This window comes from Alphaproteobacteria bacterium US3C007 (assembly GCA_034423775.1).
Classification (GTDB): domain Bacteria; phylum Pseudomonadota; class Alphaproteobacteria; order Rhodobacterales; family Rhodobacteraceae; genus Thalassovivens; species Thalassovivens spotae.
This window is the reverse complement of record CP139918.1, coordinates 145280-168544: the sequence shown is the minus strand read 5'-3', so window position 1 is coordinate 168544 and position 23265 is coordinate 145280. Positions and strand designations below refer to the sequence as shown.

Here is a 23265-nt window from a genome sequence, read left to right as displayed (position 1 = left end):
TTTGAAAATTTTCATTTCCCCTCTGATTAAACCGTCTGGAATAATTTGTAAGTTTGCATAATACCAGATTTAACCTACACGGCCGCCTTCAGCGCATCGATCAAATCGGTGCGCTCCCAGCTGAAGCCACCATCAGCGTCGGGCGCGCGGCCAAAGTGGCCGTAGGCAGCTGTGCGTTGATAAATCGGTTTGTTCAGGCCCAGATGCGTGCGAATGCCGCGTGGGGTAAGGTCCATACAGTCTGACGCAGCCTTTTCTATCTGCTCTTCGCTGACCTGACCTGTGCCAAATGTATCTGCATAAATCGACAAGGGACGCGCAACACCAATCGCATAGCTCAGCTAGATCGTGCATTTCTCGGCCAAACCTGCTGCCACCACGTTCTTTGCCAGATAGCGCGCCGCATAGGCCGCGGAGCGGTCAACCTTTGTCGGGTCTTTCCCAGAAAATGCGCCGCCACCATGGGGGGCTGCACCGCCGTATGTGTCCACGATGATTTTACGCCCCGTCAGGCCCGCATCCCCATCAGGTCCGCCAATCACGAATTTCCCAGTTGGGTTCACGTGCCATGCAGTTTCTGCGCCAATCCATTCCTCGGGTAGGGTTTCGCGGATATAGGGTTCGACTACCAGACGCACATCATCGGATGTCATCGCTTCATCCAAGTGTTGTGTTGATAAAACGATGGATGTCACGCCCACGGGTTTGCCGTTTTCATAGCGCACAGTCAGCTGGGATTTTGCATCCGGTCCCAATGTGGGTTCTGTGCCATCTTTGCGCACCTCTGCCAAACGGCGCAGGATCGCATGCGAATACTAAATGGGGGCTGGCATCAACTCTTCGGTTTCATTGGTGGCATAGCCAAACATGATCCCCTGATCGCCTGCGCCTTCGTCTTTGTTATCTGCGGCATCCACACCTTGAGCGATATGCGCCGATTGTTCGTGCAGCAGGTTTGTCACCTCGACGGTTTCGTGGTGAAATTTATCTTGTTCATATCCAATATCTTTGATGCAAGCGCGCGCAATCTCATCAATGCGACCCATATAACTTGATAATTTCTCTTTGTTGGACAGGCCAACTTCGCCACCGATGACAACCCGGTTTGTTGTAGCAAATGTTTCTGCGGCCACCCGTGCCTCCGGCTCTTCCGCCAAAAAGGCGTCCAAAACCGCATCAGAAATGCGATCGCAGACCTTATCGGGGTGTCCCTCAGAAACAGACTCCGACGTAAATACATATGTGCTTCTTGTCATGTAAAATGCTCTCTTAATATCTGTAGTGTTCGGGCTTGAATGGGCCTTCTGGTATGACGCCGATGTAGTCTGCTTGATCTTTGGCGAGTGTTGTAAGCTTCACACCAATGCGATCTAAATGCAGGCGGGCAACCTTTTCGTCCAAATGCTTTGGTAGAATGTAAACATCATTGTTATATTCATCACCCTTAGTCCAAAGTTCAATCTGCGCCAAAACCTGATTTGTGAACGAAGCTGACATCACAAAAGACGGGTGACCAGTGGCGTTACCAAGGTTCAGCAGGCGACCCTCTGACAGCAGAATGATACGGTTGCCTGATGGCATTTCGATCATATCCACCTGATCCTTGATGTTGGTCCATTTGTGGTTCTTTAGGTGTGCAACTTGGATTTCATTGTCAAAGTGACCGATGTTTCCAACAATCGCCATGTCCTTCATCGCGCGCATATGTTCGATGCGAATGACGTCTTTGTTGCCTGTTGTGGTGATAAAGATGTCTGCCGTTGCAACTGCGTCTTCGAGTGTTAGAACCTCAAATCCATCCATCGCGGCCTGAAGCGCACAGATCGGATCAACCTCGGTTACTTTAACCCGCGCACCCGCACCGCGAAGTGACGCGGCAGAGCCTTTGCCCACGTCGCCGTATCCACAGACAACTGTGGTCTTACCCGCCATCATCGTGTCAGTTGCGCGACGAATGCCGTCGACGAGGGATTCTTTACACCCATACTTGTTGTCGAACTTTGATTTCGTAACCGAGTCATTCACGTTGATCGCAGGGAACGGTAGCTGGCCGGTTTTCACCAATTCATACAGGCGGTGCACACCCGTTGTTGTTTCCTCTGACACGCCTTTGATCGCATCGCGGGTTTTCGTGAACCAACCTGGCGATTGTTCCATGCGCTTTTTGATCTGCGCCTTAATCACGGCCTCTTCTTCGGACTGTGGCACGGGAATGATATCTTCGCCCGCTTCTGCACGTGCGCCCAATAGAACGTATAATGTCGCATCACCGCCATCGTCCAAGATCATGTTTGGGCCTTCTGGGAACATGAATGATTTATCCAAGTAATCCCAATGCTCTTCCAACGACTGGCCTTTGATCGCAAAGACAGGAACGTTCGCGGCGGCAATGGCTGCCGCTGCGTGGTCCTGTGTTGAAAAGATGTTGCAAGACGCCCAGCGCACATCAGCACCCAGTGCCACCAATGTTTCAATCAAAACCGCTGTCTGGATCGTCATGTGAAGCGAGCCGACGATGCGTGCGCCTTTTAGTGGCTTGCTTTCGCTGTATTCAGAGCGCAGCGCCATCAACCCAGGCATTTCAGTTTCCGCAATGTCCAATTCCTTGCGGCCAAAATCCGCTAAAGCTATGTCCTTAACAACATAATCACTCATCTGCTTTCCTGACTAATATCTGCTTTTGACCTACCCATAACACCCCATTATAGGTAGCCTTAGCCACGCGCCCCACCAAGCGAATCCGCAATTGCGCTCACATGCGCTTGAAGAGCATTTACTTCCCCCTTGCCCTCAACATTCAAGCGCACGAGCGGCTCAGTATTGGAGCGCCGCAAATTAAACCGCCAATTGTTAAAGGCCAGACTTACACCATCTGTTTCATCCAAGGAAAAAGCATCCGCCCGATAGGCTGACAAAACATTCTTAATAGCTTTACCCGCGTCATCAACTTTGAAATTCATTTCACCGGAACTTGGGAAAGCGGCAAATCGGTCTTTCACCCAATCACCCAGTGAGCGCTCGGAGCGGGACACAAGCTCTGCAATCAAAAGCCAAGGGATCATGCCACTGTCACAATAGGCGAAGTCACGGAAATAATGGTGCGCCGACATCTCACCACCGTAGATTGCACGTTCGGCCCGCATGGTTTGTTTAATGAATGCGTGCCCTGTCTTTGACTGAATGGCCACGCCGCCCTTGTGCGCGACAATGTCTTGCGTATTCCAAATCACTCTAGGATCATGCACAATCTTGGCACCCGCCTCTTTTTCCAAGAAAATGGATGCCAACAGGCCCACCACATATTCCCCCGGAACAAATCGACCCGCCCCATCAAAGAAGAAGCAGCGGTCGAAGTCCCCATCAAAGGCCACGCCCATGTCCGCACCCTCGCGCAGCACCACATCCGCCGTGGCGGCGTGGTTTTCGGGCAGCAGGGGGTTGGGGATGCCATTTGGGAATGTGCTGTCGGGCTCGTGGTGGACGCGGATCACGTCAAGTGGCGCGCCCTGCGCGGCCAACCGATTGATGATTGCGTCCACCGTTGGGCCCGCCGCGCCATTGCCGGAATTGATCACGATTTTCAGGGGCGACAGCGTCGCCACGTCGACGAACCCCAGGATGCGGTCCACGTATTTGTCACGCGCGGCGCCTGCCAGGTCGCGGGTTTCGCCCATGCGCGCGGGGCTGGCCCAATCTTGCGCACTGGCCAGCGCCTTGATCACCTGAAAATCGGCTGCGTCGTCCAGTGGCTGCGACGCCGATTTCACGATTTTCATCCCATTGTAATTGATAGGGTTGTGTGACGCGGTCACCTCAATTCCAGAGCAGGCGCTAAATTCTGTCACCGCCCAATACATTTCCTCGGTCCCAGCCATGCCGATGTCCAAAACATCCGCGCCGGCGTCCATTGCCCCCCGCGCCGCCGCCGCGGCAAAGGCGGGGCTGGTTTCGCGCGCATCAAATCCAATCACCACAGATTTTGCACTGAAATGCTGTGCTACAGCCCGCCCAATGCGATAGGCAATGCCTTCATCAATATTCACGCCGATTTCGCCGCGAATGTCATAGGCCTTGAAGCAGGTCAGTTCACTCACTGCTTACCACCCCTTGGCGCAGGTGTTGCCTCAGCGGCAAGACCCGCCTCCTCTTCAAGCGCTTTAATTTCCGCCTTTAGCACCTCAAATTCTTCGCGCTTGCGCTCGATAAAACTGTGCGTGAGGAGTGACTTTTCGCGAATGCCTTTTGGCGTCAGCAAATAGGCATACTGCCCCTTGCGTGGGTTTTTCTTGAAATTCCCTAGCTTCACGAAACCCTTTTCCACAAGGGCGGTGAGCACATAATAGGCTGACCCGTTTGAAATCCCAACCTCATCGGCCACTTGCCGCGTGGACATCTCGGGGTTCTGCGAAATCAACCGCATGACCTTTAAACGGGTCTCTGCCTGCTGCTCTTCGCGCCGACTAGCCAAGATGGGCCCTTATAACGGCTACCGCACCAAGCCTCGCGCAAATTGCAAGCTTAGCCGAAAAAAAATAACGATGTAGGTCAAGATTATACATGACTGTTCAAATTTGGGTCGTAGACCAAAACGTTCAATACTACAATATGGCAATCTCAAAAAGACATCAAATTTTGTATGCGAAAAAATCCATCAAGGTGAAACAGGTTTATAAATTGTTTATTTTTAATGATTTGAAGAGAAACCTCTCAACTACAGGTCATTCAGGTTAAGGCAAGTTAAAGAATACCCCTATTCAAAATACAGGTTTATCAATCTTCAGAAAACTGCTAGTATCGCTCAATAATGAACGATTAATCAACCTTGGTGGCGCGATGAAGCATTGGTACTTGATACAATTCAAACCAAACAGCTATCGCTTGGCCGAACGCAACTTGCACCGGCAAGGGTTTGAGACGTTTCTACCCATGCAAAAGATCACGCGCAGAAAAGCCTCTCGCTTTGTAAGTGATCTTAAGCCTCTGTTCCCGGGATACATGTTTGTCAGAGTAAACTCTGACTTGGCCCCTTGGCGCACAATCAACAGTACGATTGGGGTCTCAAAGCTTGTGAGCTTTGAGGGCAAACCAAAGCCGCTTCCACTTCAATTGATTTCTGGTTTGATGCTGAGATGCGATGCCTCTGGTACACTTCTCCCACCCAAAAGTTTGAGCGAGGGAGACAGCGTGGAAATGCTCACCGGACCTTTTGCTAATTTTATTACAACAGTCGACACAATTGATCCTGAGCAGCGCATTTGGGTTCTACTAGACTTCATGGGTCAAAAAACACGCATGCAGGTCAGTGCTGATCAATTACAACTCGCTACGTAAGCTCTTTCCTAATTTCCGAGCCTTTTCAAATCATTGAGATCTTTTCGGTCGTCCAACTGCGCGTCAGACCATACGCTTTTTATGTAAACACATAAGGAGCGCATTATGGCACCACTTTCTAAACTTACATTCACGTCCCATCGACGCACGCAGCCTAATCGGGATTCTGTTGACGAACGGCGCAGTAAAATTTGGAAGCGATCGAAAAGCAGTGGCAGTTAGTCCGCCAAGGCTAAGCCTAATCTATTTAAAACATAAGAAGGCCGGAATAGCTCTTACGTAAAAATCAGTATTTTTTGCGATCAGCAACATGCATTATGGCATCCAAATAGCCTTGCACACTTCCACAATCAAAACGACGCCCATTGAGGCTGACCGCTTCAACAGCATTATTGGCGGCTTGCGTATTAATCGCATCTGCCAGTTGGATTTCCCCACCGGCTCCCGCAGGTTGATTGCGCAGGATATCAAAGATGTCCGGAGTAAGAACATATCTGCCAATGCTGGCTAAGTTTGAGGGCGCTTTATCAGCATCAGGCTTTTCGACAAGGCCTGTAACTGATCCTGATTTACCATTTGGAACCACAACGCCATAATTGGAGATATCTGGTCCGTTGACTTCCATGACGCTGAGCTGCGTTTTGCCAATGGCGTTAAATGCCCGAGCGAGATCTGCGGTAACACCGGCACCCTCATAGGTGAGAAAGTCATCAGCCAGCAGCACTGCAAAGGGATCACTCCCTACTGCGCGTTCGGCACAGAGCACAGCATGACCAAGCCCAAGTTGCTCGGGCTGACGCACAAAGATGCATTCCACACCCTCAGGCAGGATGTTCTTGACCATGTCGGCCTGTTCATTTTTGCCTTTGGCTCGCAGAGCCATTTCGAGCTCTTGGTTGTTGTCAAAATGGTCCTCAATGGCGCGCTTGTTGCGACCCGTGACAAAGATCAGCGTATCAACGCCAGCCGCAATGGCTTCCTCAGCCGCATATTGGATCAGAGGCTTGTCGACGATTGGCAACAGCTCTTTGGGCATGGCTTTGGTGGCTGGTAAAAACCGTGTCCCAAAACCTGCGACGGGGAAGACGGCTTTGCGGAGTTTGGTCATAAAAAATACTCGATGTTGATGTAAACTTTAAAAGCTGCCTGACGGTAGGTCGTTACAGCTACAATTACGTACAAGGACTTACAACATAATTTTATTGGAGGCGGGTACCGGAATCGAACCGGTGTACACGGATTTGCAATCCGCTGCATAACCACTCTACCAACCCGCCTCGGTTGCCGTTGCGTGTTACACAAAGGGAAGAAGATGTGCAAGCGGTGTCGTGCTAGACGGGGTGCGATGATTACCTGCGCCTTGCGTATGCCACGGTTTGTCAAACTTATATTTAAACATTGATTTTATACGGTTACCTCCTGAAGCGTGTTTCTTTGTAACGTATTTATGCGCGCACAAACCCAGCAATCCAAAAAAGACTTTATTTAAAAATTGTTCAATATTATTGACGCTATAAAGGCGAGGATCTTATTAAAAAAATTTGAACCACGCAAATTTGGCCGTAGATTTTGAAAGTGGCTCAATTCTCTCCAAATAAGTCGCGCGTGTAGGTTTTATCAGCTACATCCTTTAGCTCGGAAGACATGCGGTTTGTCAAAATCACGTCGCAAGCCGCTTTAAAGGCCTCTAAGTCTCGCATAACCGGCGAGTTGAAAAACTGCTCTTGCGCGAGCGCAGGCTCATATATCACAACCTCAATTCCTTTGGCCTTAATCCGTTTCATAAGGCCCTGTATTGAGGATTGTCGAAAGTTATCGCTGTTCGATTTCATGGTAAGGCGAAAAATTCCAACTTTGCGAGGTGACCGCTTTAAGATATCTTCGGCCAGAAAGTCTTTACGCGTTGTGTTCGCATCTACAATTGCGCGGATGATGTTCTGCGGAACGCTGTCGTAATTTGCGAGCAATTGCCTTGTGTCTTTGGGCAGGCAGTATCCACCATAGCCGAAAGAGGGGTTATTATAATGCGTTCCGATCCGCGGATCAAAAGAAACACCTTCAATTATTTCTCGGCTATCTAAGCCTCGCGACATCGCGTAACTGTCTAATTCGTTGAAAAAAGCCACCCGCATTGCGAGATATGTGTTTGAAAAAAGCTTGATCGCTTCCGCTTCGCGGGTGCCCGTTAGCAGCAAGGTAGGGTCTTTTGAATCTGCGGCTGACTTGAGCAATTCTGCAAATATTTTTGCCTTTTCCGACTGGTCCCCCACAATAATACGGCTTGGGTTTAAGTTATCGTGTAGCGCAGAGCCTTCGCGTAAAAACTCTGGTGAGAAAAAAATATTTTGGCTCTGCAATTTGCTGCGCAATCCATCCACAAAGCCAACTGGAATTGTTGACTTTATCACCAAGCAGGCCTCGGGTGCGTGTTCCATGCACTCAGCAGCCACGTCTTCAACGGACCGCGTGTCGAAAAAATTCAGCTTCTCATCATAATTGGTGGGGGTTGCAATGATAACATAATCACTGCCAGGTAAAGCCTCGAGCAGATTTGTTGTCGCGCTTAGATTTAGATCACCCGCAGCAAGGAAATCGGGCAAGTCTTGATCCCCGATGGGAGATTTTCGGGCATTTAAAAGAGCCACCCGCTGGGGTGAAACATCCACGCCTATCACCTCACACTGTTGCGCCAGAACGGCCGCATTGGCGACCCCCACATATCCCAAGCCCACAACAACTATTTTCATTTCTTAAACCTTTCGAGTGCCGCGGCGTGTCACGCTTTGGATTGCACCTTTGATAATCGCGCAACTGAACGGTGTAAAGAAACGCATTGAGGGCAGGGCACGTGCAAGCTTTGCTGATAGAAGGAATGGCCCCAGCATTATCTGTCAGGCGCTTTCTTTAAGGAGGAAAGCTTTAAGCGCAACTGGCTTTTTTGTTTATCTTTTATGGCTTGCGCTGGGATCATGATGCTCAGCGTACGCCGCTCTAAAGCAAAAGAAACATCTGAGCTTATATCTTGGCCACCCGTTAAAAGGTGAACCAACCATGCAGCATGATATTGAGATTATACCGGGCACATCGGGCACTATGGGCCATGAACTGGGCTTGGTGTTGAATTACAAAATACCTGCCTCTGGCAAGCCGGTTGATTTATCGGGTGCAAAATTGGTGTTTATCGCCAGCGCGGGGGGCAGCGCGGTTCTCAGCAAAGCCACCCCAGATATCACCTGGGCCTCTGAGACAGGGCAGATCGTGGTGCCCTTTAGCGTTGAGAATACGCGGGCGCTGGGCGCGCATTCTTATTTGAAATACACGCTTGAACGGCGCGAGGGCGCGGCGCAACGGCTTATTCTGCACGGTCAGATCAACGTGACCAAAGTGTATAATGATGACTGACGCGGTTGTTGAGGTGATCGCGGCGCGGCGCGTGATCGAGATTGCGCAGCACCTCTCGACCAGCCTTGAGGTCTTTGCGCCCAAAGCCGAGCTGGTTGAGCTGCTGCTTGCGCCCGCAGCCGTGATCGAGTTGCAGCCACAAAAAGATGTACTGCTGGAAATTGTGACCTCTGGCCCGCAGGGACCACGCGGCGATAGCGGCGCAAAAGCCAGCCTGTCAGATCACCCCGATAACGCTTTGAGCGCAACAGCAGAGGGAACGCTGTTTGCGCCCTATTTGGAATATTCAACAATAGATTGGTAAACCCTATGGCCCGATTTCAAATTCACAAAGTCACTGCATTGCCATCGCCACTGGAAGCGCATGCGATCTATCTTGTGACCTCTGGCACGGATTACGTTGAAATCTATGTCACAGGGGCCAGCGCTTCAACGGTGCGCCGCCATATCAACGAAGCGGATGTGCAAAGCCTGATTGATGCAGCCGTTGGCGGGTTGGGCGCGATGGATATCGTGGATGATATTGCGGCCCGCGATGCGCTGGATCTCAGCGAGAATGCCATTGTGCTGGTGCTGGATGCCAGCGCCGATGCCACGATATCCAGCGGCGCGGCCACCTATGCCTATCGCGCCAGCCCCGATCTTTGGGTTAAAATAAGCGAGGCTGAAAGCATGGATCTGGCGCTGACATGGGCCAGCCTAAGCGGCAAGCCGAGCAGCGCGGTGGCCGAGATTGATGATGCTGTGGCCAAAAAGCACAGCCATGCCAATAAAACCCAGCTGGATAAAATCGATGAGGTGGAGGGCCGTCTGACCTATGCAGGATCGGCTGTCAGCACCGATTGGGCAACGATAGGCTGGTGAGCGCGTTTCGGGCGCATAAGCTGGTTGCCGCCTTGCCTGATCCGCTAGAACCCAACGCGCTATATCTGCTGCGCACGGGCGCAGGGTTTGATCTTTATGCGAGCGATCAAACCGGCAGCGCGGCGCATAAGCTGAACGCGGGTGACGGGGGCGGCACCGGCGGCGGCTTTACGCCCGCCCGCCAAAGCGCGGCCCATGCGGCGTATATTTATTTTGATCTGGGCAATCGGATCAATCGCTGGGATCGCGCTGCAGAAACCATGACAAGCGCGGCGGGGCTTTGGGCAGATCGGGAAGGGTTGAGCTACGCATGAGTATTCGCACGCATCTTACACAAACGCTGGGCGCAACGCATTTGCTGATGCTGGATAATGCCACCGCCTTGGGTGATGGTTTGCCGATTGCCTTTGATCCTTTGGGCGGCAGCTTTGAGGGCGCAAAGATTTGTGAAGGCATCAGCGCCAGCTATCGCGCCAGCGCCGATAAGTTTCAACGCGGCACCATCCCGCGCTGCGATGATATCAACAATAAAAAAGACCTCTATCAGCATCGCACGCTCTGTATTTGGTTTGCCAGCACCCGCGTGGATGCCCCAACGGGGATTTATGCCCAAGGCGGCGGGGGCAATAACTTCGCCATTCTGGTCGGGATTGCCCGCGCCATTACGGTGCAAGCAGCCGATGACGGACAACCGTTTTTGATCGCGCAATCAGCGTTTCTGGCTGAGGTGGATCGGCCCTATTTTATCTGTTTCATCTGGCAGCGCCCCAGGGAGCATGAGGGGGCGGGCACGCGGATTTTGCTTTATATCAACGGTGTGCACCAACACACGGTGGAACAGGATGGCACCGAGCCCTTTCCGGGGCATAACGCGGATATTGGCATTGGAAACTGTAAGGTTGGGCTAAAAAGCTATAACGGCGCGCAAATGCAAATGGGCGGGGTGATCAAAGATGTTGCCATGCTGGGCATGTTCAATGATCGCTCCTTCAACGCAGCTGAGTGCCGCGATCTGTTCGAGCGCAGCGTTGTGCCGCTTCACGTGATTGAAGGCAATGTGGCGCAGCAACAAGCGGCGCTGGATGCGCTTTCTGGTACAGAATTTGCCGGGCAGAATTGCGCCATTCGGATTGTTCAGGCAACCAATGCCACCGATTACCGGCTGATCCTTGATGATCTGCGCTTCATGCAAGATCCCAATTTGCGCGATATCGCAGTGCAATATGTTGGGCCGCATGAATTGACCTTACTCAACGCCAATGGATCAAACGCAGTTGAGATCTGCGCCCCGCCCGCGGTGGATTTGGATGGCATCACGGTTTTAGAGGGCGGTGGATCGGTGGCGCTGGTGGAAAAGGTGATCCGCGCCGCAACGCCGGGGCCCGTGACAGGCGATGGCGATTTGCTGATTATCACCAGCCCCGGCGCTTATGTTTTGAATGCCACGCGGATTCCGGTTGTGGAAAATATCAGCGGCGGGGCGGTGCAGCTTTCAGCGATCAACGGAGCGCAATCGCCAACAAGTTTGCTGGAAAGTTTTGGCAGCATCAGCTTGTCTTCTGCGATGCGTGTGCAGGATTTTGGCGGCGCAGCCACCAAATTGATCGTTTGGAATGCCGCAGATGTGGCGCAGGGCAAAGAGCTTTACCCCTATCAAGAGGCGATCAGCCACCGGTTTGACACCTCTGGGCTGACGCGGCTGCGGGTGGCGATTGCCAAGCCTGGGCATTATGCGCAGGTTAAAGAGATCAATGTGCGCGAGATTGATCAGCTTGAATTCATGGCGCTGAACGCAACGCCAAATATGGATGTAAACACCGATATCTCGGCGCTGATCACCGCGTCAGATATGGCGATCATTGCCGATCCTTACGGGGCAGGGTTTGATGTGCTGCGCGCCACGATTAGCGGCGATCATTTTAATATCACCACGCAGCAATGGCTGCGTTTTACCGATTATGCGGCGGGCACAAAGGAAGGGCTGACCGCCTTGGGGCTTTATGGCTTAAGCGGCGAGGATGTTTATCAGGCCACGCCATCGGGCTTGGCGGTGCTGCGCCCTGTGATCGAGGCGCGGGCCCGCGCCACCAATCGGGTTGAGGTTAAAGCCTATATCGATGCAAGCGGCGCAAAAGCGCTGTTCGCGGGCTATGAGTATGCGCCGCGCAACGCCGAGAATGTGGCCATTCAAACCACCAATGCCGAGCCTTTGGTGGATTACAATCAGATGCAGGCGATCATGCAGGGCGCGATTGCGCTGACCGAAGATTACGCGCAGATCGCCGCGCAAAATACCCAAAAATAAGAAGGAGCGGATATGGTTGACCGAATGATAAATGCAGGGACATGGAGCGGGGCGTTTATCTCGGCCTTTGGCGCTTTAACGATTAATCAATGGCTGGCGATTGGCGGCTTTTGCCTCGCTGCAGCCGGGTTTTTGGTAAACTTCTGGTTTAAATACTCGTTGCTGAAAATTGAGCGCGCGAAGCTGATCAAACAAAAATAGAAGCGCAAGTTGTAGATACAAAAACCCTTGTTGCCTTTATTAATAAAACCCCTTGATTATTGGCAGTTAGATCAACCAAAAGTAAATTATTTTTCACTCGGTTAAACCTAAATCATTGCGCATAGTGGTCACCATGGTGAAATAGGCACGCTCCTTTTCCTCATGGCTTGTCACTTTCGGATTCAAAACATCTTGTATTGCTTGGCGTACTTCTTAAGAACTGACCAAGTCGCAGCGGAAACGCCAGTGGTGAAATTCCATTTATGTTTCACGTGTGTAGAGAGCTCGGACATCGGATTGTGCTTTCAAAAATCCGACAAACGCGTCACGTTTTTCGGCAAACTGGCGCGCCTTAAAATCTCTTCGCGTTGAATACCATATTTGAATGAAAGTTGTGACCATGGATCCAAGTCCAAACGCAACTGTAAACTCAATTAAATTTTGCATCTTTGTGTTGCCTGCCTGCTTTCCGAAACTTACAATCGAAATGAAAATTAAATAGCCCTTTAGTATATATTTATATTCGTTATTATAATTTTGAGTAAGCTTTCAAAAATGCAGTAGACTTTTGATATAAAGGCTATTGGCTTGCGCTTGGGCATTTAAAAGCGAACATGTTTCATAGAGCGGTCAGGCCTGCCAAGTCCTCGGATTGTTGGATGTCATGCTTGCACGAGTGAAGATTTCTATATCTGGGGTGATATTGGCCGTTCTTGATTAAGCGCTTGAATGCTTTACTTGGGGATGAGGAAGGGGATCGGCTCTTTCCTATGTCAGTCGGCTTACGCTCTACTCTTGTCACAAAAGGCAAACCACATGAACATCTCGTTACCAAAGCTTTTGGATCAGGCATGGGGCCTTCTGGAGGAAGGGCAGGCGGATGGGCAGTCGCCCTTTCGGCTGATGTCCTTGGCCACGGTGGATAGAGAGGGCCAACCACAGGCGCGCCATGTGGTGCTGCGCGGCGTTGATCGTGCGGGCGAAAATTTGGAATTTCACACCGATATTGGCAGTTCGAAATGCGCCGAGTTGCAGGCCAATCCACAGGCTCAATTATTGTTTTGGGACCCTGATCGCGCCATCCAATTGCGGCTTCACGCCCGCATCGCGCTCCGCCAAGATGCCCATCGCGATGCGCAATGGCAAAACGTACCCGGACCCAGTCAAATTGCTTATGGCAAAACCCCGCGCACCGGCCTTGCGATCCGTGACGCCTTTGCCTATGCGCTCACTCCGTCGAAATCGCAGTTTATGGTTTGCAGTTGTGCGGTTCAAAAGCTTGAGGTTCTTTCGCTCAAAGAGCAACATTTCCGGGCGGTGTTTCAAGCTGACGACCGCTGGGCCGGAACATGGCTTTCGCCCTAATGTAATCGGTTAAAGCGATGTTTGAGGCGGCAATCCCGCAAAAAAATGGTAAGCGCCATTCTGGGATATAGAGGGTGGTTTTGTAAAACCTGAATGCGCCTGTATATAGCATCTGCACAAAGTTGGGCAGGGCCGCCAGAAAACCTTGTTAGATCGACGCTTCAGCCGCGTGAAATCCTGAGTATAAAAGCCCAGTAGACCAAGAGATAAGACAGAAAGCAGGGGTTAGAGCAGCAGCAATAATATCGCCTTAAGCGTTGTTTTCATTTATATGTTTAGAAGTGTCATTCTTTGCCCCAATGCGCAAACATATGGTGGGGTTGATCTGCGCCATCAGGCTGTAAAGCCTGCGAGAGCTGCCGTTAAATTTGTGCCCAATTCTGGGCAAATATACCCGCCTTCTTGAACCAAAAGGATCGGGCAGCCCAAAGCGCTGATGGCCTGTCCAATTCGGGTGAAGCCCTCGCTGCTCACTGCAAGGCCCTGAAAGGGATCGCCTTTATAAGCGTCAAGGCCCAGGGCAACCACCAAACAATCGGTGCCATAGGCTTGAATTTGCTCTAAAGCTTGCGCAAGGGCGGTTAAATAATCGGCATCATCGCTGCGGCGGGGAAGCGGCAGGTTCAGGTTATAGCCTGCGCCCAAACCAGCTCCGGTTTCAGCGCTGTGCCCCCAATAAAAAGGATAAAACCGCGCCGGATCTGCATGAAGTGACACTGTGAAAACATCGTTTCGGTGGTAAAAAATATTCTGCGTTCCGTTTCCGTGATGCACGTCTATGTCCAAAACGCTGACGCGCCGGCCGGCTTTGCTTAAAAGATCCGCAGCAATAGCGGCATTGTTCAAAAAGCAAAACCCGCCAGCCAATTCGCTCATGGCGTGATGGCCAGGGGGGCGGCATAGCACATAGGCGTGGCTGCCACCCTGCAGCATATATTCTGCCCCAGCGATCGCTGATTGAGCCGACCAATAAGCCGCCTCCCATGTATTGGCTGAAATCGGGCAGGCTGTATCGGCTTGATGAAACCCCGCCTGTCCCACCGCAGAGGCCGGATAAGAATCCACTCGGTTGGCGGGGTGGATATTTGGTATCACCTCATCACCACCGTCTTTCATTCGCGCCCACCGGGTGTAAATATTTTGCAAAAACGTCAAATAACGCGGAGAATGGATGGCGCCGATTGGGCCAAGCCCGTAATCTCTTGGGGCCTCAAACGCACAGCCGGCGGCTTCAGCGCCTGCCTTTAAAATTTCGATACGTGCGGGGGTTTCGGGGTTCTCTGCTTGGCGGCCATTAAACATGAAATGCGCTGGATTGTGCAAAGTTTGCCTTGGGTCTAAAAAACTTTTCATACGCATCCTCTTTTGGGCTGGGCCAAGCCTAACAGGCCCAACGCGGTGGGGATATCAAAAAATCGCAGATCGCTTTGATGCCTCCGTTTTGGCTGATACGTTCCTATCAGAGGCCACCATCTTTATTTAATAAAACCCAATTTCATCTATCCAAAGATCTGCTTGATGATCTTTTCCGTAGGCGACGATACCCAAGCTTGAAATGCTTGCGGGGTCGATTTCCGCCCCCAAGACCCAGCCGGATCGTTCAAAGCTGGAAAACGGTATGGAAAAGCTTTGCCAGTCTGAACTGCTGTCAAAGCTGGCCTGATAATAATGCCAGGGAAGCCGCGTTTGTTTTGTCCGCAGATGCAGGTAATAGCGTTCTCCATTGCCTTTAATTTTGAGCGTCACGCCTTTTGCATCAGGGTAGTTGGAGCCGTTGATCTCGCGGCGTATTTGGATGAATCCACCATTATTCTGCGTCGTGACCCAACCCGATAAATGCGCGCTAAAGCGGGCATCGGTTTTAACAAAATTTGCTTGGCCTTGTGATAAACCGCCCATCACTTGATCGGAAAAATAACGCCAGCGGCGTTCTGGCTGCTGTTCAAAGGCGTCGATCATGTTCGTATCGCTCCAGCTGGGGCTGATGAGCAGGCTAAAAACCAACCCGTAGATCCATTTTGTCATCTGCAATTCCCGTCACTTTCAGAACCTTAACGTGAGAGATCTAGCGCGCCCGATACGATCGCCAAGTCTGGGCGCCGCGCCGAGTTAGGCATCTGCGACGCGGTTTTCAAGCGATAGCTGCGCGCCAACTTGAACCTCAACAAGGTCACCCGGGCGTAAAAACGCTTTTGGATTGCGCGCGCCGCCCGTCCCATCTGGAGAGCCGGTTGCAATAACATCTCCCGCTTCAAGCGGAAAAAGATGCGAGAGATAGGCGATTTGCGCGGCGACTGAAAATACCATTTCTTTGGCGCGGCAGCTTTGGCGCAATTCGCCATTCACAAAGGTTTTGAGGCGCAATTCATCCGGATCATCCAGCTGATCTTTCGTAAGAATTGCCGGTCCCCAAGATCCAGACTGATAAAAGTTCTTGCCGGCATAAATGCTGTGCTTTTGCCAATCGCGCACCGAGCCATCATTCAAGGCGGAATAGCCTAATACATGGTCCAAAGCCGTTTCTGCGCTGATTTGAAACGCACGCTTGCCGATCACCACGGCAATCTCGCCTTCATAATCAAAGCTTTGGCCGGCCATGCCAGCGGGGGGCTGCAGCGGCTCGTGATGGGCTACCATGCTGCTTTGTTCTTTTCCAAAAAGAATAATATGCTCCGGGTCTGGCGGCGCGACCCCGTCAACCGGATAGGGCTTTCGATAATTGAGCCCAACGCAGATGATTTTTGAAGCATTGGGGATCGGTTGGCGCAATGTTACCGCTTCTAAATCGATGCCCGCCTCCAGTTGCGCTTTTAAAACATCCAGCGCATCATCGGCGATCAGGTCTTTTAGGCTGGGCCAGCGCCCTAGAACATTCGCAGTCGCAGGAAAAAACAAGCTTGGCCCAAGCACGCCATAAACAGGGGTATTCTTTACGAAAGCAGAGGCAAGCAGCATAGCGTTAACCTTTAAAACTGGCTTCTTTAAGTCGGACTTTGGCGACCAAATCATCATTCACAGGGGTGGGAAGGCCCAGTTCTTTGCTCAACACAGGAACCATACCATTAATCGCGTCGAGCTCAGAGGGTTTTTGGGCTAGGAAATCCAATAACATTGAGGGGCGCGCATCGGGCATCTGCGCCCCAAAAGCGGTTACATAGGCCACCGGATCTTCGAAGCTAAACGCAATATTTTTGGCTTGCCCCAACTGATAGGCCTCTTGCATTGCAGCCAGCGCAACCATCCAATGATCCTGATCCTCCATCAAAGCGCCAACGGTTTGCTCATAGACAGTGCAGGGCGCGCTGAAGGTGACGTTGCACAAAAACTTTTCCCAAATCAGTGTGTTAATGTTTTCAAAGGCTTTTGCGTTGAACCCGGCGTTTTGAAACAGCGCTTCCAGCGCGCTGAGGCGGGGGCTTATGCCGCCCGTGATTTCACCGATACGGATAAGCTTCATCGCATTGTGATGCGCGTGTCCGGGGCCTTTCATCGATGCACCAAAGCCATCAGCCACCCCGAGCAGCACGTTATGCATCGGCATATGCTGGGCAAGGCGCCGATCTGCACCCAAGCCATTTTGAATGGTTAAAACCAGACAATCGGGCCCGATGACAGGGGCAATGGCTTTCGCGGCCGCAGCAACGCCGGAGGCTTTCGTGGCAATCACGCAGATATCGCATTGTCCGACTTGCGATATATCAACGCTGGCCCGCAGCGCGTTTATAACCCGATCACCGCTTGCCCCTGACAAGCGCAAGCCGTCAGCGTTGATCGCCGCCACATGCGCCGCCCAGGGATCAATGGCCCATACCTCATGCCCGGCTTCGCTAAGCATACCGGCATAAATTGATCCCATCGCCCCCACACCAATAATCGCAATTTTCATATTTGGCGCCCCCGGCCTTTTTGTTCGCTTGATGGCGGCTGCCTGGGCAAGCCGCGTCATCTCGGGAGGTGAAGGTAACGGTCGTGATTTCTTTGTCCAGTTGCTTTTCAACTCTAACCGATAAAGATGCGATTTTTATGTTGGGTTTCGGCTCAAGGCAATATCTCGGGCAAAGGCTATATGAAATCTACAGTGCTGGCCGGAAAGCGTGATTTTTCAAACTCAAAATCAATGTGGCCGTTGCCCCTGCGCGTGCTTTATGTCAAAACGCCGGCAAATGTAGATTGATAGAGCGCCAATATGAGTGATTTTGCAGCCCGCCGTTTGATGATGGTTGATACCCAGGTCCGCCCTTCGGATGTAACCAAATTTCCGATCATCGATGCCATGTTAACCGTTCAGCGGGAATTATTTGTACCGCGGGACAAACGCGAAGCCGCCTATATTGGTGAAAATGTTGGTTTAGGCGATGGCCGCGTTTTATTAGAAGCGCGCAGTTTGGCAAAAATGTTGGATGCTTTGGACCTTCAAAAAACAGATTTGGTGCTCGATATCGGCGCTGGGCTTGGATATTCCGCCGCGGTGATGGCGCGGATGTCTGAGGCGGTTGTGGCGCTCGAAGATACCCCCGAGCGCATTGCAGAGGCGCAAGATGCCCTCACCGAAGCTGAGGCCGATAACGTTATTTTACAGCTTGGACACCTGGTTGAGGGGGCGGCGCAGCACGGTCCTTACGATGTGATCGTTATTGAGGGGGCGGTTGAGATGGTACCGCCAGGACTTGTAGCGCAGCTAAAAGAAGGTGGACGGATCGCGTGTATTTTCTCGGATGCTGCGTTGGGCACGGCCAAAATTGGGTATAAATTGAACGGTCGGGTGACGTGGCGTGCGCTATTTAACGCGGGCGCTCCACTCTTGCCGGGCTTTCAGGCCGCGCGTGATTTTGCCTTGTAAAGCGCGCGTCTTGGGCTAAACTTTTCTCAGGCAGGGTCGCTATGTATTGTAAGGGTCGATGTGCACGATGAAAGTTTTCAAAACACTAAGCTTGGTTATTTTATCGGTTGTGCTGGCGGCACCTGTAGGGGCTGGAAGCCTGCAACAAACCCTCGTGGATGCCTATAATAACAAGGGCCTTCTCACGCAAAACCGCGCTCTGCTGCGCGCGGCAGATGAAGATGTAGCGGTGGCGGCTGCGGCCTTAAAGCCAGTGCTGAGCTGGAGTTCGAGCTTGCAACGACAGTTTGGTTCCAGAAACACCGCGCCTCTAAATACCACGTCGGGTATATCCACGAATTCCGCAAACCTTGATGTGACAGCGGCGTTGACAGTCTATGATGGTGGGCAAAATAAACTTGCTATAGACGCCGCGAAGGAAGCGGTGCTTTCAACGCGCCAGTCGCTTATTTTGGTTGAACAACAAGTGTTGTTTTCAGCGATTGAGGCTTTTGTAAAAGTGCGCCGCGATATTGAAATCGTGGGCCTGCGTAAAAATAATATGCGCGTGATTAAAGAGGAATTGAGGGCTGCGCAGGATCGGTTTGACGTGGGTGAAATTACCAAGACGGATGTCGCTTTTGCCGAAGCACGCTTGGCTGCGTCAACCAGCGCTCTGGCCGCTGCGCAGGCAAATTTGGTTCAGGCAAAAGAATCTTATAAACAAGCTGTCGGCGCGGCGCCGGGAAAATTATCGGCGCCCAAAAAGGCGCCTAATCTTCCGCGCAAAGCCTCTGAGGTAAAAGCAAAGGCGTTGCGGGCGCATCCCGAACTGATCGCGCTGCAGCATGATATCAAGCAAGCCGAGTTAAACGTGCTGCGCGCAGAAGCAGGCACGGGCATGACGGTAAAGCTTTCAGGCTCGCTGGGCTATTCAGACAGCGAAGGGGATAATTTTTCAAATTCAAATTCTTTTGGCGTCTCTGCTTCTGGTCCGATTTACTCTGGTGGAAGGTTGTCGGCTTTGGTGCGCCAAGCCAAAGCGCGGCGTGATGCGCAGCGGGCCGGTCTTTACGTGACAAAAGCCAAGATTGAGCAACAGGCGGGAAGTGCGTTTGCTCTGTTGCAGATGGCCCGTGCGAGCCGCGCGGCAACCGATGAGCAAATTCGTGCCGCGGTGGTGGCGTTTGAAGGCGTGCGTGAAGAGGCTGCTGTGGGCGCGCGCACCACGCTGGATGTGTTGAATGCAGAACAAGAATTATTAGATGCCAAAGCAGACCGTGTGACCTCACTTACCGATGAGGTGATCGCCGGATACCGTGTGTTGATGCGTATGGGTCAGCTCACGGCAGAATCGTTAAATCTTCCAGTGCAAAAATTTGATCCGGCCGAATATTATAATTTGGTGAAATCTGCCCCTACCAAACGCAGCGCGCGGGGCAGCAAACTGGATCGTGTTTTAAAGGCGCTTTCGCCCTGAATTAAATACGCAGCGCGCCTTGCGTAGGGTGATTATGCGGCAGTTTCTGCCTTTCACTTGTGCGTAAACTCTATCAACGTTATATTTTTGTGAAGACTGGTAAAGGCGATCTGGATGGACGGACCTGTTTCACAAGCGAATCTGAGCGACCTGTTGGTATCGCTTAAGCAACTGATTGCGGATGAAGAAAGTGAAGCTGCGGATCCGGTTCTGCAGAAAAAAGCCGAAAGGTTGTTTTTAGACCCGTCCCTGCGGATCAATGCAGGCGGACATGAGCCGGCTGTCGAGCGCATTGTGCGCACGCTAAGTTTAAAAGATAAAGTCGCAAAACTGGAAGATTTAATCGATTTGGGTGCTGGCTCAGAGCCCGAGGTACAAAAAAGTATTCTGGCTGATGACGGCCCCGAGATTTCAACCTTTTCTTCTGCCATGCCACTGCATGCGCGCGATCACAGACGAAGAACACCGGAAAATTCAAGCGCGACACAGAGCACGGATAGCCTGTTGCAAATGGATAACGAAGATCTTGAACTGATGATTTCTGAAATCATTCGGCGTGAGTTGCGGGGTGTGCTGGGCGAAAAAATTACTAAGAATGTGCGCAACTTGGTTCAGCATGAGGTGCGCGCCGCGTTGAAAGCCAGTGACGGATAAGAGCACGCGGATAAAAACCCGGGGGTCATTTATAAAAAAAGGCGCCAGATCCGCAGACCTAACGCCTAAAATCTAATTCATGCCAGTAGTGTTTAGGCGGCTTCTGCTTGCTCGGCTGCGTTGCGGCGTTCGCTTTCTTCGCGTGATAGCGCAACAGAGGTTCTGACGCCTTTGCCGACAAATTCCATCAAACCGCTCACCACGCGCTCATTCGGGTCAATCCCAGCGCATGACAGTACTTCGCGCCCATCGCGCGAACGGGCCCAACGGGCAATCTGCTCTGGACCATTGCCATATTTCTTATCATCGGCAATCGCATCATCGAGAGCAGCCAAAACCACAGCTGCAAATAATTTGCGGGCCCGGTTGCCTTGCTCGCTGTTAAACGCTGTTGCGTCCACAAAATCTTTCATTTCGCGTCCTTTATTCTTGCTCTTGTATTTTTGACGTGGCGTTGCTTATGACCTATTTGAACCGATTCGGGTAGCTTTATTTTGCATATCTCCCATGCGCTCTGTGCATGCCTTGCGATTCAATACCGTCTCTTTGAATAGGTTGCCAAGCCCCTGTACCGTGGATATAGGGGGGCAAAGCTTAAATTCAACTTCTTTATATCAGGTGTGTGATGCCCAAAATAAATGGTAATGAAATTCGCCCAGGTAATGTTTTAGAGCATGAGGGGGGGCTATGGGCCGCCGTAAAAGTCGATCATGTGAAGCCGGGCAAAGGCGGTGCATTTGCTCAGGTTGAAATGCGCAATTTGCGCAACGGCTCAAAACTTAACGAGCGTTTTCGCAGCGCTGACAAGGTTGAAAAGGTCCGGCTTGAGCAAAAAGACCAGCAGTTTCTCTATGAAAGCGATGGCATGCTTGTGTTTATGGATGCCGAAACCTTTGACCAGATCGAACTTCCCGCCGAGCTTTTGGGTGAGCGGCGGCCGTTTTTGCAAGATGGCATGACAATCGTGGTTGAATTTTACGAAGAAGAAGCGCTAAATGCTTCGCTACCGCAAAAAGTGGTGTGCCAAGTCGCTGAAACAGAACCGGTGGTCAAAGGTCAAACAGCGGCAAATAGTTTCAAACCTGCTATCTTGGATAATGGCGTGAAAGTGATGGTACCGCCGTTTATTGCACAGGATGAAAATATCGTGGTGAATACAGAGCTGATGGAATATTCCGAACGCGCCTAAGCCGCTGTCATTTACGCTGCCTGAAGAGATGCGATAGCACGCTGAGACAGAATGCGATCGCCGGACCGATGCCAAAGGCAAAAAACAGCGTTCCAAGGCCAAGCGTGCCGCCAAGGGCAAAGCCTGCAAGAACCACCGTCATCTCTAAGGCGCTGCGCACCAAGGCCAAAGGGCGGCCACTTAGCGCTTGGAGCCCGGTCATTAAACCGTCGCGGGGGCCGGGGCCTAAATTTGCAATAAGATAGATGGCGCCCCCTAGCCCAGTGGTGAAGACACCCAGAAGTGCTAGAAAAATCTGCGGTAGAAAATCTTCAGACCTTGGCAGATACGGCAATAAAAAATCCAACATAAAGGCGACTATCAAGGCATTGAGCAGCGTGCCAAGGCCGGGTGTTTGGCGCAGCGGAACCCATAAAATTAAAACGCTGAGACTGATCAGGAAGGTTGTGATGCCAAGGCTGAGGCCAGCGGTTTTGGCGACCCCCTCGGCCAAAACCGTCCAAGGGCTGACGCCGATTCCCGCCGCCACCAAAAGCGCCTCTCCCAAGCCAAAAAGGATCAATCCGAAGACCAGACCCAGAAATGATCTGAAGGGCGGGCGCAAGGTTAAGGCGCGCGGGGCGCTCCACCACAAGCGCGGAATCGATTTTACGGTTAAAAATTTGAAGGTGATCGGCATGATATACAGCCTATCTCTTCAGGCGATCTGGAGGTAGCGGCTGCATCTGTTCGGATAGAGGCTTGTGACGCGGGCGCCAGCACATCGGGCGGTCGCGCAGATGGTAATTGAGATGTGTATAAAACACTAAATCTTCACTCCTCTGAGCGATCTAAAACCATGACGGGCACGCCGGCCGCGGTCATTTCATCGCTGATGCGGTCAAAGCGCAGATAGGCTAAGGCCTCAGTGCCGCTTTGGGCTCCGATAAACCCGACCTCTTTGCCTTTGGAAAGAATTGGGGTGTGAGGTGCAACCGCTTCGGCGCAGGTGACGCGGCGCAATCCTTTGCGCAATTGGGTTTTATGTTTCATTCTTGCGATGATTTCTTGTCCGACATAACAGCCCTTTTTGAAATCAACGCCGTTCATCTGTTCGAACCCCATTTCCAAAATATAGCTATCGGGTGTTAATTCGCTGGGGGCTTGGGGAATGCCCAAGCGAATGCGATGGGCCTGCCAATCAAATGGCATTTCTGGGGGCAAGTCTTGACCGTAAAGCCGCCAGCCCATCTTGGGGTGGCGCGGGTCTTGCAGCGCGCCCTCAGGCGCCCTCTCCACGCCGCGCACCACGCTCAAATCTGTTTTCTCAAGGTGAACGTCAGCGCGTAAGCGGTATAGCATCAACTTTTTTTGCAACGCGCCCGCCATCTCTTCATCAATATCCATCATCACATCTTCGCCATCCGCGAATAGAAAGAAATCATATTGAAATTTCCCTTGGGCGCTGAGCAATGCCGCATAGACCAGACCGTGGTCGGTTTTATGGATGTCATTGGTGATCAATCCCTGCAAGAAGCTGCGATTGTCTTTTCCCGAAATCCGAATAATGCAACGCGCATCGAGGTGTTTTTCTGCTAGCATGGTAGGGCCTCCAAATTGGTTGCAATATAAGGCGCCGCGTCGGAAAGCGAAACCAGGTTTTGCCTGATGTTACC

The 23265-nt window shown here is 51.7% G+C and carries 24 protein-coding genes, 1 tRNA gene and 2 pseudogenes; 13 read left to right on the top strand and 14 right to left on the bottom strand.

What is annotated here, in order from left to right; all coding sequences use genetic code 11:
* Positions 1–74: 74 nt before the first annotated feature.
* The 3 genes and pseudogenes from metK to UM181_00835 form a co-directional block, all read right to left on the bottom strand.
* A pseudogene (gene metK, locus UM181_00845) lies at positions 75–1256 on the bottom strand (methionine adenosyltransferase).
* A 13-nt stretch (positions 1257–1269) separates the two neighbouring features.
* Complete coding sequence (gene ahcY, locus UM181_00840; protein WQC63190.1) at positions 1270–2655, bottom strand: adenosylhomocysteinase; 1386 nt, start codon at positions 2653–2655, stop codon at positions 1270–1272.
* Between the two features lie 59 nt (positions 2656–2714).
* A pseudogene (locus UM181_00835) lies at positions 2715–4420 on the bottom strand (MarR family EPS-associated transcriptional regulator).
* A 413-nt stretch (positions 4421–4833) separates the two neighbouring features.
* On the opposite strand from UM181_00835, the gene UM181_00830 reads away from it, so the two are divergent.
* Positions 4834–5331, top strand: coding sequence for a transcriptional activator RfaH (locus tag UM181_00830; protein ID WQC63189.1), 498 nt, complete (start codon positions 4834–4836; stop codon positions 5329–5331).
* A gap of 286 nt (positions 5332–5617) precedes the next feature.
* Here the strand turns inward: UM181_00830 and galU are convergent, their stop codons facing one another.
* The 3 genes from galU to UM181_00815 form a co-directional block, all read right to left on the bottom strand.
* The gene (gene galU, locus UM181_00825; protein WQC63188.1) at positions 5618–6439 is read right to left on the bottom strand and encodes a UTP--glucose-1-phosphate uridylyltransferase GalU; all 822 of its coding nucleotides are present in this window, start codon (positions 6437–6439) and stop codon (positions 5618–5620) included.
* 95 nt (positions 6440–6534) lie between these two features.
* Positions 6535–6608: transfer RNA gene (locus tag UM181_00820), tRNA-Cys, on the bottom strand.
* Between the two features lie 303 nt (positions 6609–6911).
* Positions 6912–8078, bottom strand: coding sequence for a nucleotide sugar dehydrogenase (locus UM181_00815; GenBank protein WQC63187.1), 1167 nt, complete (start codon positions 8076–8078; stop codon positions 6912–6914).
* Between the two features lie 304 nt (positions 8079–8382).
* Here UM181_00815 and UM181_00810 point away from each other — a divergent pair, with 304 nt between their 5' ends.
* From UM181_00810 to UM181_00785, 6 genes are read left to right on the top strand one after another with little or no spacing between them, the layout of a single operon-like run.
* Complete coding sequence (locus UM181_00810) at positions 8383–8733, top strand: hypothetical protein (GenBank protein ID WQC63186.1); 351 nt, start codon at positions 8383–8385, stop codon at positions 8731–8733.
* Positions 8726–9037 (top strand): hypothetical protein, encoded by a 312-nt coding sequence (locus UM181_00805; protein ID WQC63185.1) that lies wholly within the window; start codon positions 8726–8728, stop codon positions 9035–9037. The genes UM181_00810 and UM181_00805 overlap by 8 nt, the downstream gene beginning before the upstream one ends.
* 5 nt (positions 9038–9042) lie before the next feature.
* Positions 9043–9597 (top strand): hypothetical protein, encoded by a 555-nt coding sequence (locus tag UM181_00800; GenBank protein WQC63184.1) that lies wholly within the window; start codon positions 9043–9045, stop codon positions 9595–9597.
* Positions 9594–9911: a hypothetical protein gene (locus tag UM181_00795; GenBank protein WQC63183.1), complete on the top strand. Its 318-nt coding sequence runs from the start codon at positions 9594–9596 to the stop codon at positions 9909–9911. Before UM181_00800 ends, UM181_00795 begins: the two co-directional genes overlap by 4 nt.
* Entirely contained in the window at positions 9908–11902 is a 1995-nt protein-coding gene (locus UM181_00790; protein WQC63182.1) for a hypothetical protein, read from the top strand. The genes UM181_00795 and UM181_00790 overlap by 4 nt, the downstream gene beginning before the upstream one ends.
* 12 nt (positions 11903–11914) lie before the next feature.
* Positions 11915–12103, top strand: coding sequence for a hypothetical protein (locus UM181_00785; protein ID WQC63181.1), 189 nt, complete (start codon positions 11915–11917; stop codon positions 12101–12103).
* Positions 12104–12364: 261 nt separating this feature from the next.
* Here UM181_00785 and UM181_00780 read toward each other — a convergent pair whose 3' ends face one another.
* Positions 12365–12550: a hypothetical protein gene (locus UM181_00780; GenBank protein WQC63180.1), complete on the bottom strand. Its 186-nt coding sequence runs from the start codon at positions 12548–12550 to the stop codon at positions 12365–12367.
* 369 nt (positions 12551–12919) lie between these two features.
* Here UM181_00780 and UM181_00775 point away from each other — a divergent pair, with 369 nt between their 5' ends.
* Positions 12920–13468: a pyridoxamine 5'-phosphate oxidase family protein gene (locus tag UM181_00775; GenBank protein WQC63179.1), complete on the top strand. Its 549-nt coding sequence runs from the start codon at positions 12920–12922 to the stop codon at positions 13466–13468.
* A 333-nt stretch (positions 13469–13801) separates the two neighbouring features.
* On the opposite strand, the gene UM181_00770 is transcribed toward UM181_00775, so the two are convergent.
* The 4 genes from UM181_00770 to UM181_00755 form a co-directional block, all read right to left on the bottom strand.
* Positions 13802–14821 (bottom strand): histone deacetylase family protein, encoded by a 1020-nt coding sequence (locus UM181_00770; GenBank protein ID WQC63178.1) that lies wholly within the window; start codon positions 14819–14821, stop codon positions 13802–13804.
* Positions 14822–14947: 126 nt separating this feature from the next.
* Positions 14948–15493, bottom strand: a complete 546-nt coding sequence (locus tag UM181_00765; protein ID WQC63177.1) for a CIA30 family protein — start codon at positions 15491–15493, stop codon at positions 14948–14950.
* An 84-nt stretch (positions 15494–15577) separates the two neighbouring features.
* Positions 15578–16423: a fumarylacetoacetate hydrolase family protein gene (locus UM181_00760; GenBank protein WQC63176.1), complete on the bottom strand. Its 846-nt coding sequence runs from the start codon at positions 16421–16423 to the stop codon at positions 15578–15580.
* Positions 16424–16427: 4 nt separating this feature from the next.
* Entirely contained in the window at positions 16428–17354 is a 927-nt protein-coding gene (locus UM181_00755) for a 2-dehydropantoate 2-reductase (protein WQC63175.1), read from the bottom strand.
* 126 nt (positions 17355–17480) lie between these two features.
* Here UM181_00755 and UM181_00750 point away from each other — a divergent pair, with 126 nt between their 5' ends.
* From UM181_00750 to UM181_00735, 4 genes are all read left to right on the top strand, one after another.
* Positions 17481–17642, top strand: a complete 162-nt coding sequence (locus UM181_00750) for a hypothetical protein (protein WQC63174.1) — start codon at positions 17481–17483, stop codon at positions 17640–17642.
* A 12-nt stretch (positions 17643–17654) separates the two neighbouring features.
* The gene (locus tag UM181_00745; GenBank protein ID WQC63173.1) at positions 17655–18308 is read left to right on the top strand and encodes a protein-L-isoaspartate O-methyltransferase; all 654 of its coding nucleotides are present in this window, start codon (positions 17655–17657) and stop codon (positions 18306–18308) included.
* Between the two features lie 67 nt (positions 18309–18375).
* Entirely contained in the window at positions 18376–19767 is a 1392-nt protein-coding gene (locus tag UM181_00740) for a TolC family outer membrane protein (protein ID WQC63172.1), read from the top strand.
* A gap of 114 nt (positions 19768–19881) precedes the next feature.
* A complete protein-coding gene (locus UM181_00735) occupies positions 19882–20421 on the top strand; it encodes a hypothetical protein (protein WQC63171.1) in 540 nt (179 codons plus the stop codon).
* A gap of 92 nt (positions 20422–20513) precedes the next feature.
* On the opposite strand, the gene UM181_00730 is transcribed toward UM181_00735, so the two are convergent.
* Positions 20514–20834, bottom strand: a complete 321-nt coding sequence (locus UM181_00730) for a DUF6280 family protein (GenBank protein ID WQC63170.1) — start codon at positions 20832–20834, stop codon at positions 20514–20516.
* A gap of 212 nt (positions 20835–21046) precedes the next feature.
* Here UM181_00730 and efp point away from each other — a divergent pair, with 212 nt between their 5' ends.
* Entirely contained in the window at positions 21047–21610 is a 564-nt protein-coding gene (efp, locus tag UM181_00725; GenBank protein ID WQC63169.1) for an elongation factor P, read from the top strand.
* 7 nt (positions 21611–21617) lie between these two features.
* Here the strand turns inward: efp and UM181_00720 are convergent, their stop codons facing one another.
* On the bottom strand, positions 21618–22289 hold the full coding sequence (locus tag UM181_00720) for a hypothetical protein (protein WQC63168.1): 672 nt from the start codon (positions 22287–22289) through the stop codon (positions 21618–21620).
* A 134-nt stretch (positions 22290–22423) separates the two neighbouring features.
* A complete protein-coding gene (locus UM181_00715) occupies positions 22424–23191 on the bottom strand; it encodes a folate-binding protein (GenBank protein ID WQC63167.1) in 768 nt (255 codons plus the stop codon).
* Positions 23192–23265 lie beyond the last annotated feature (74 nt).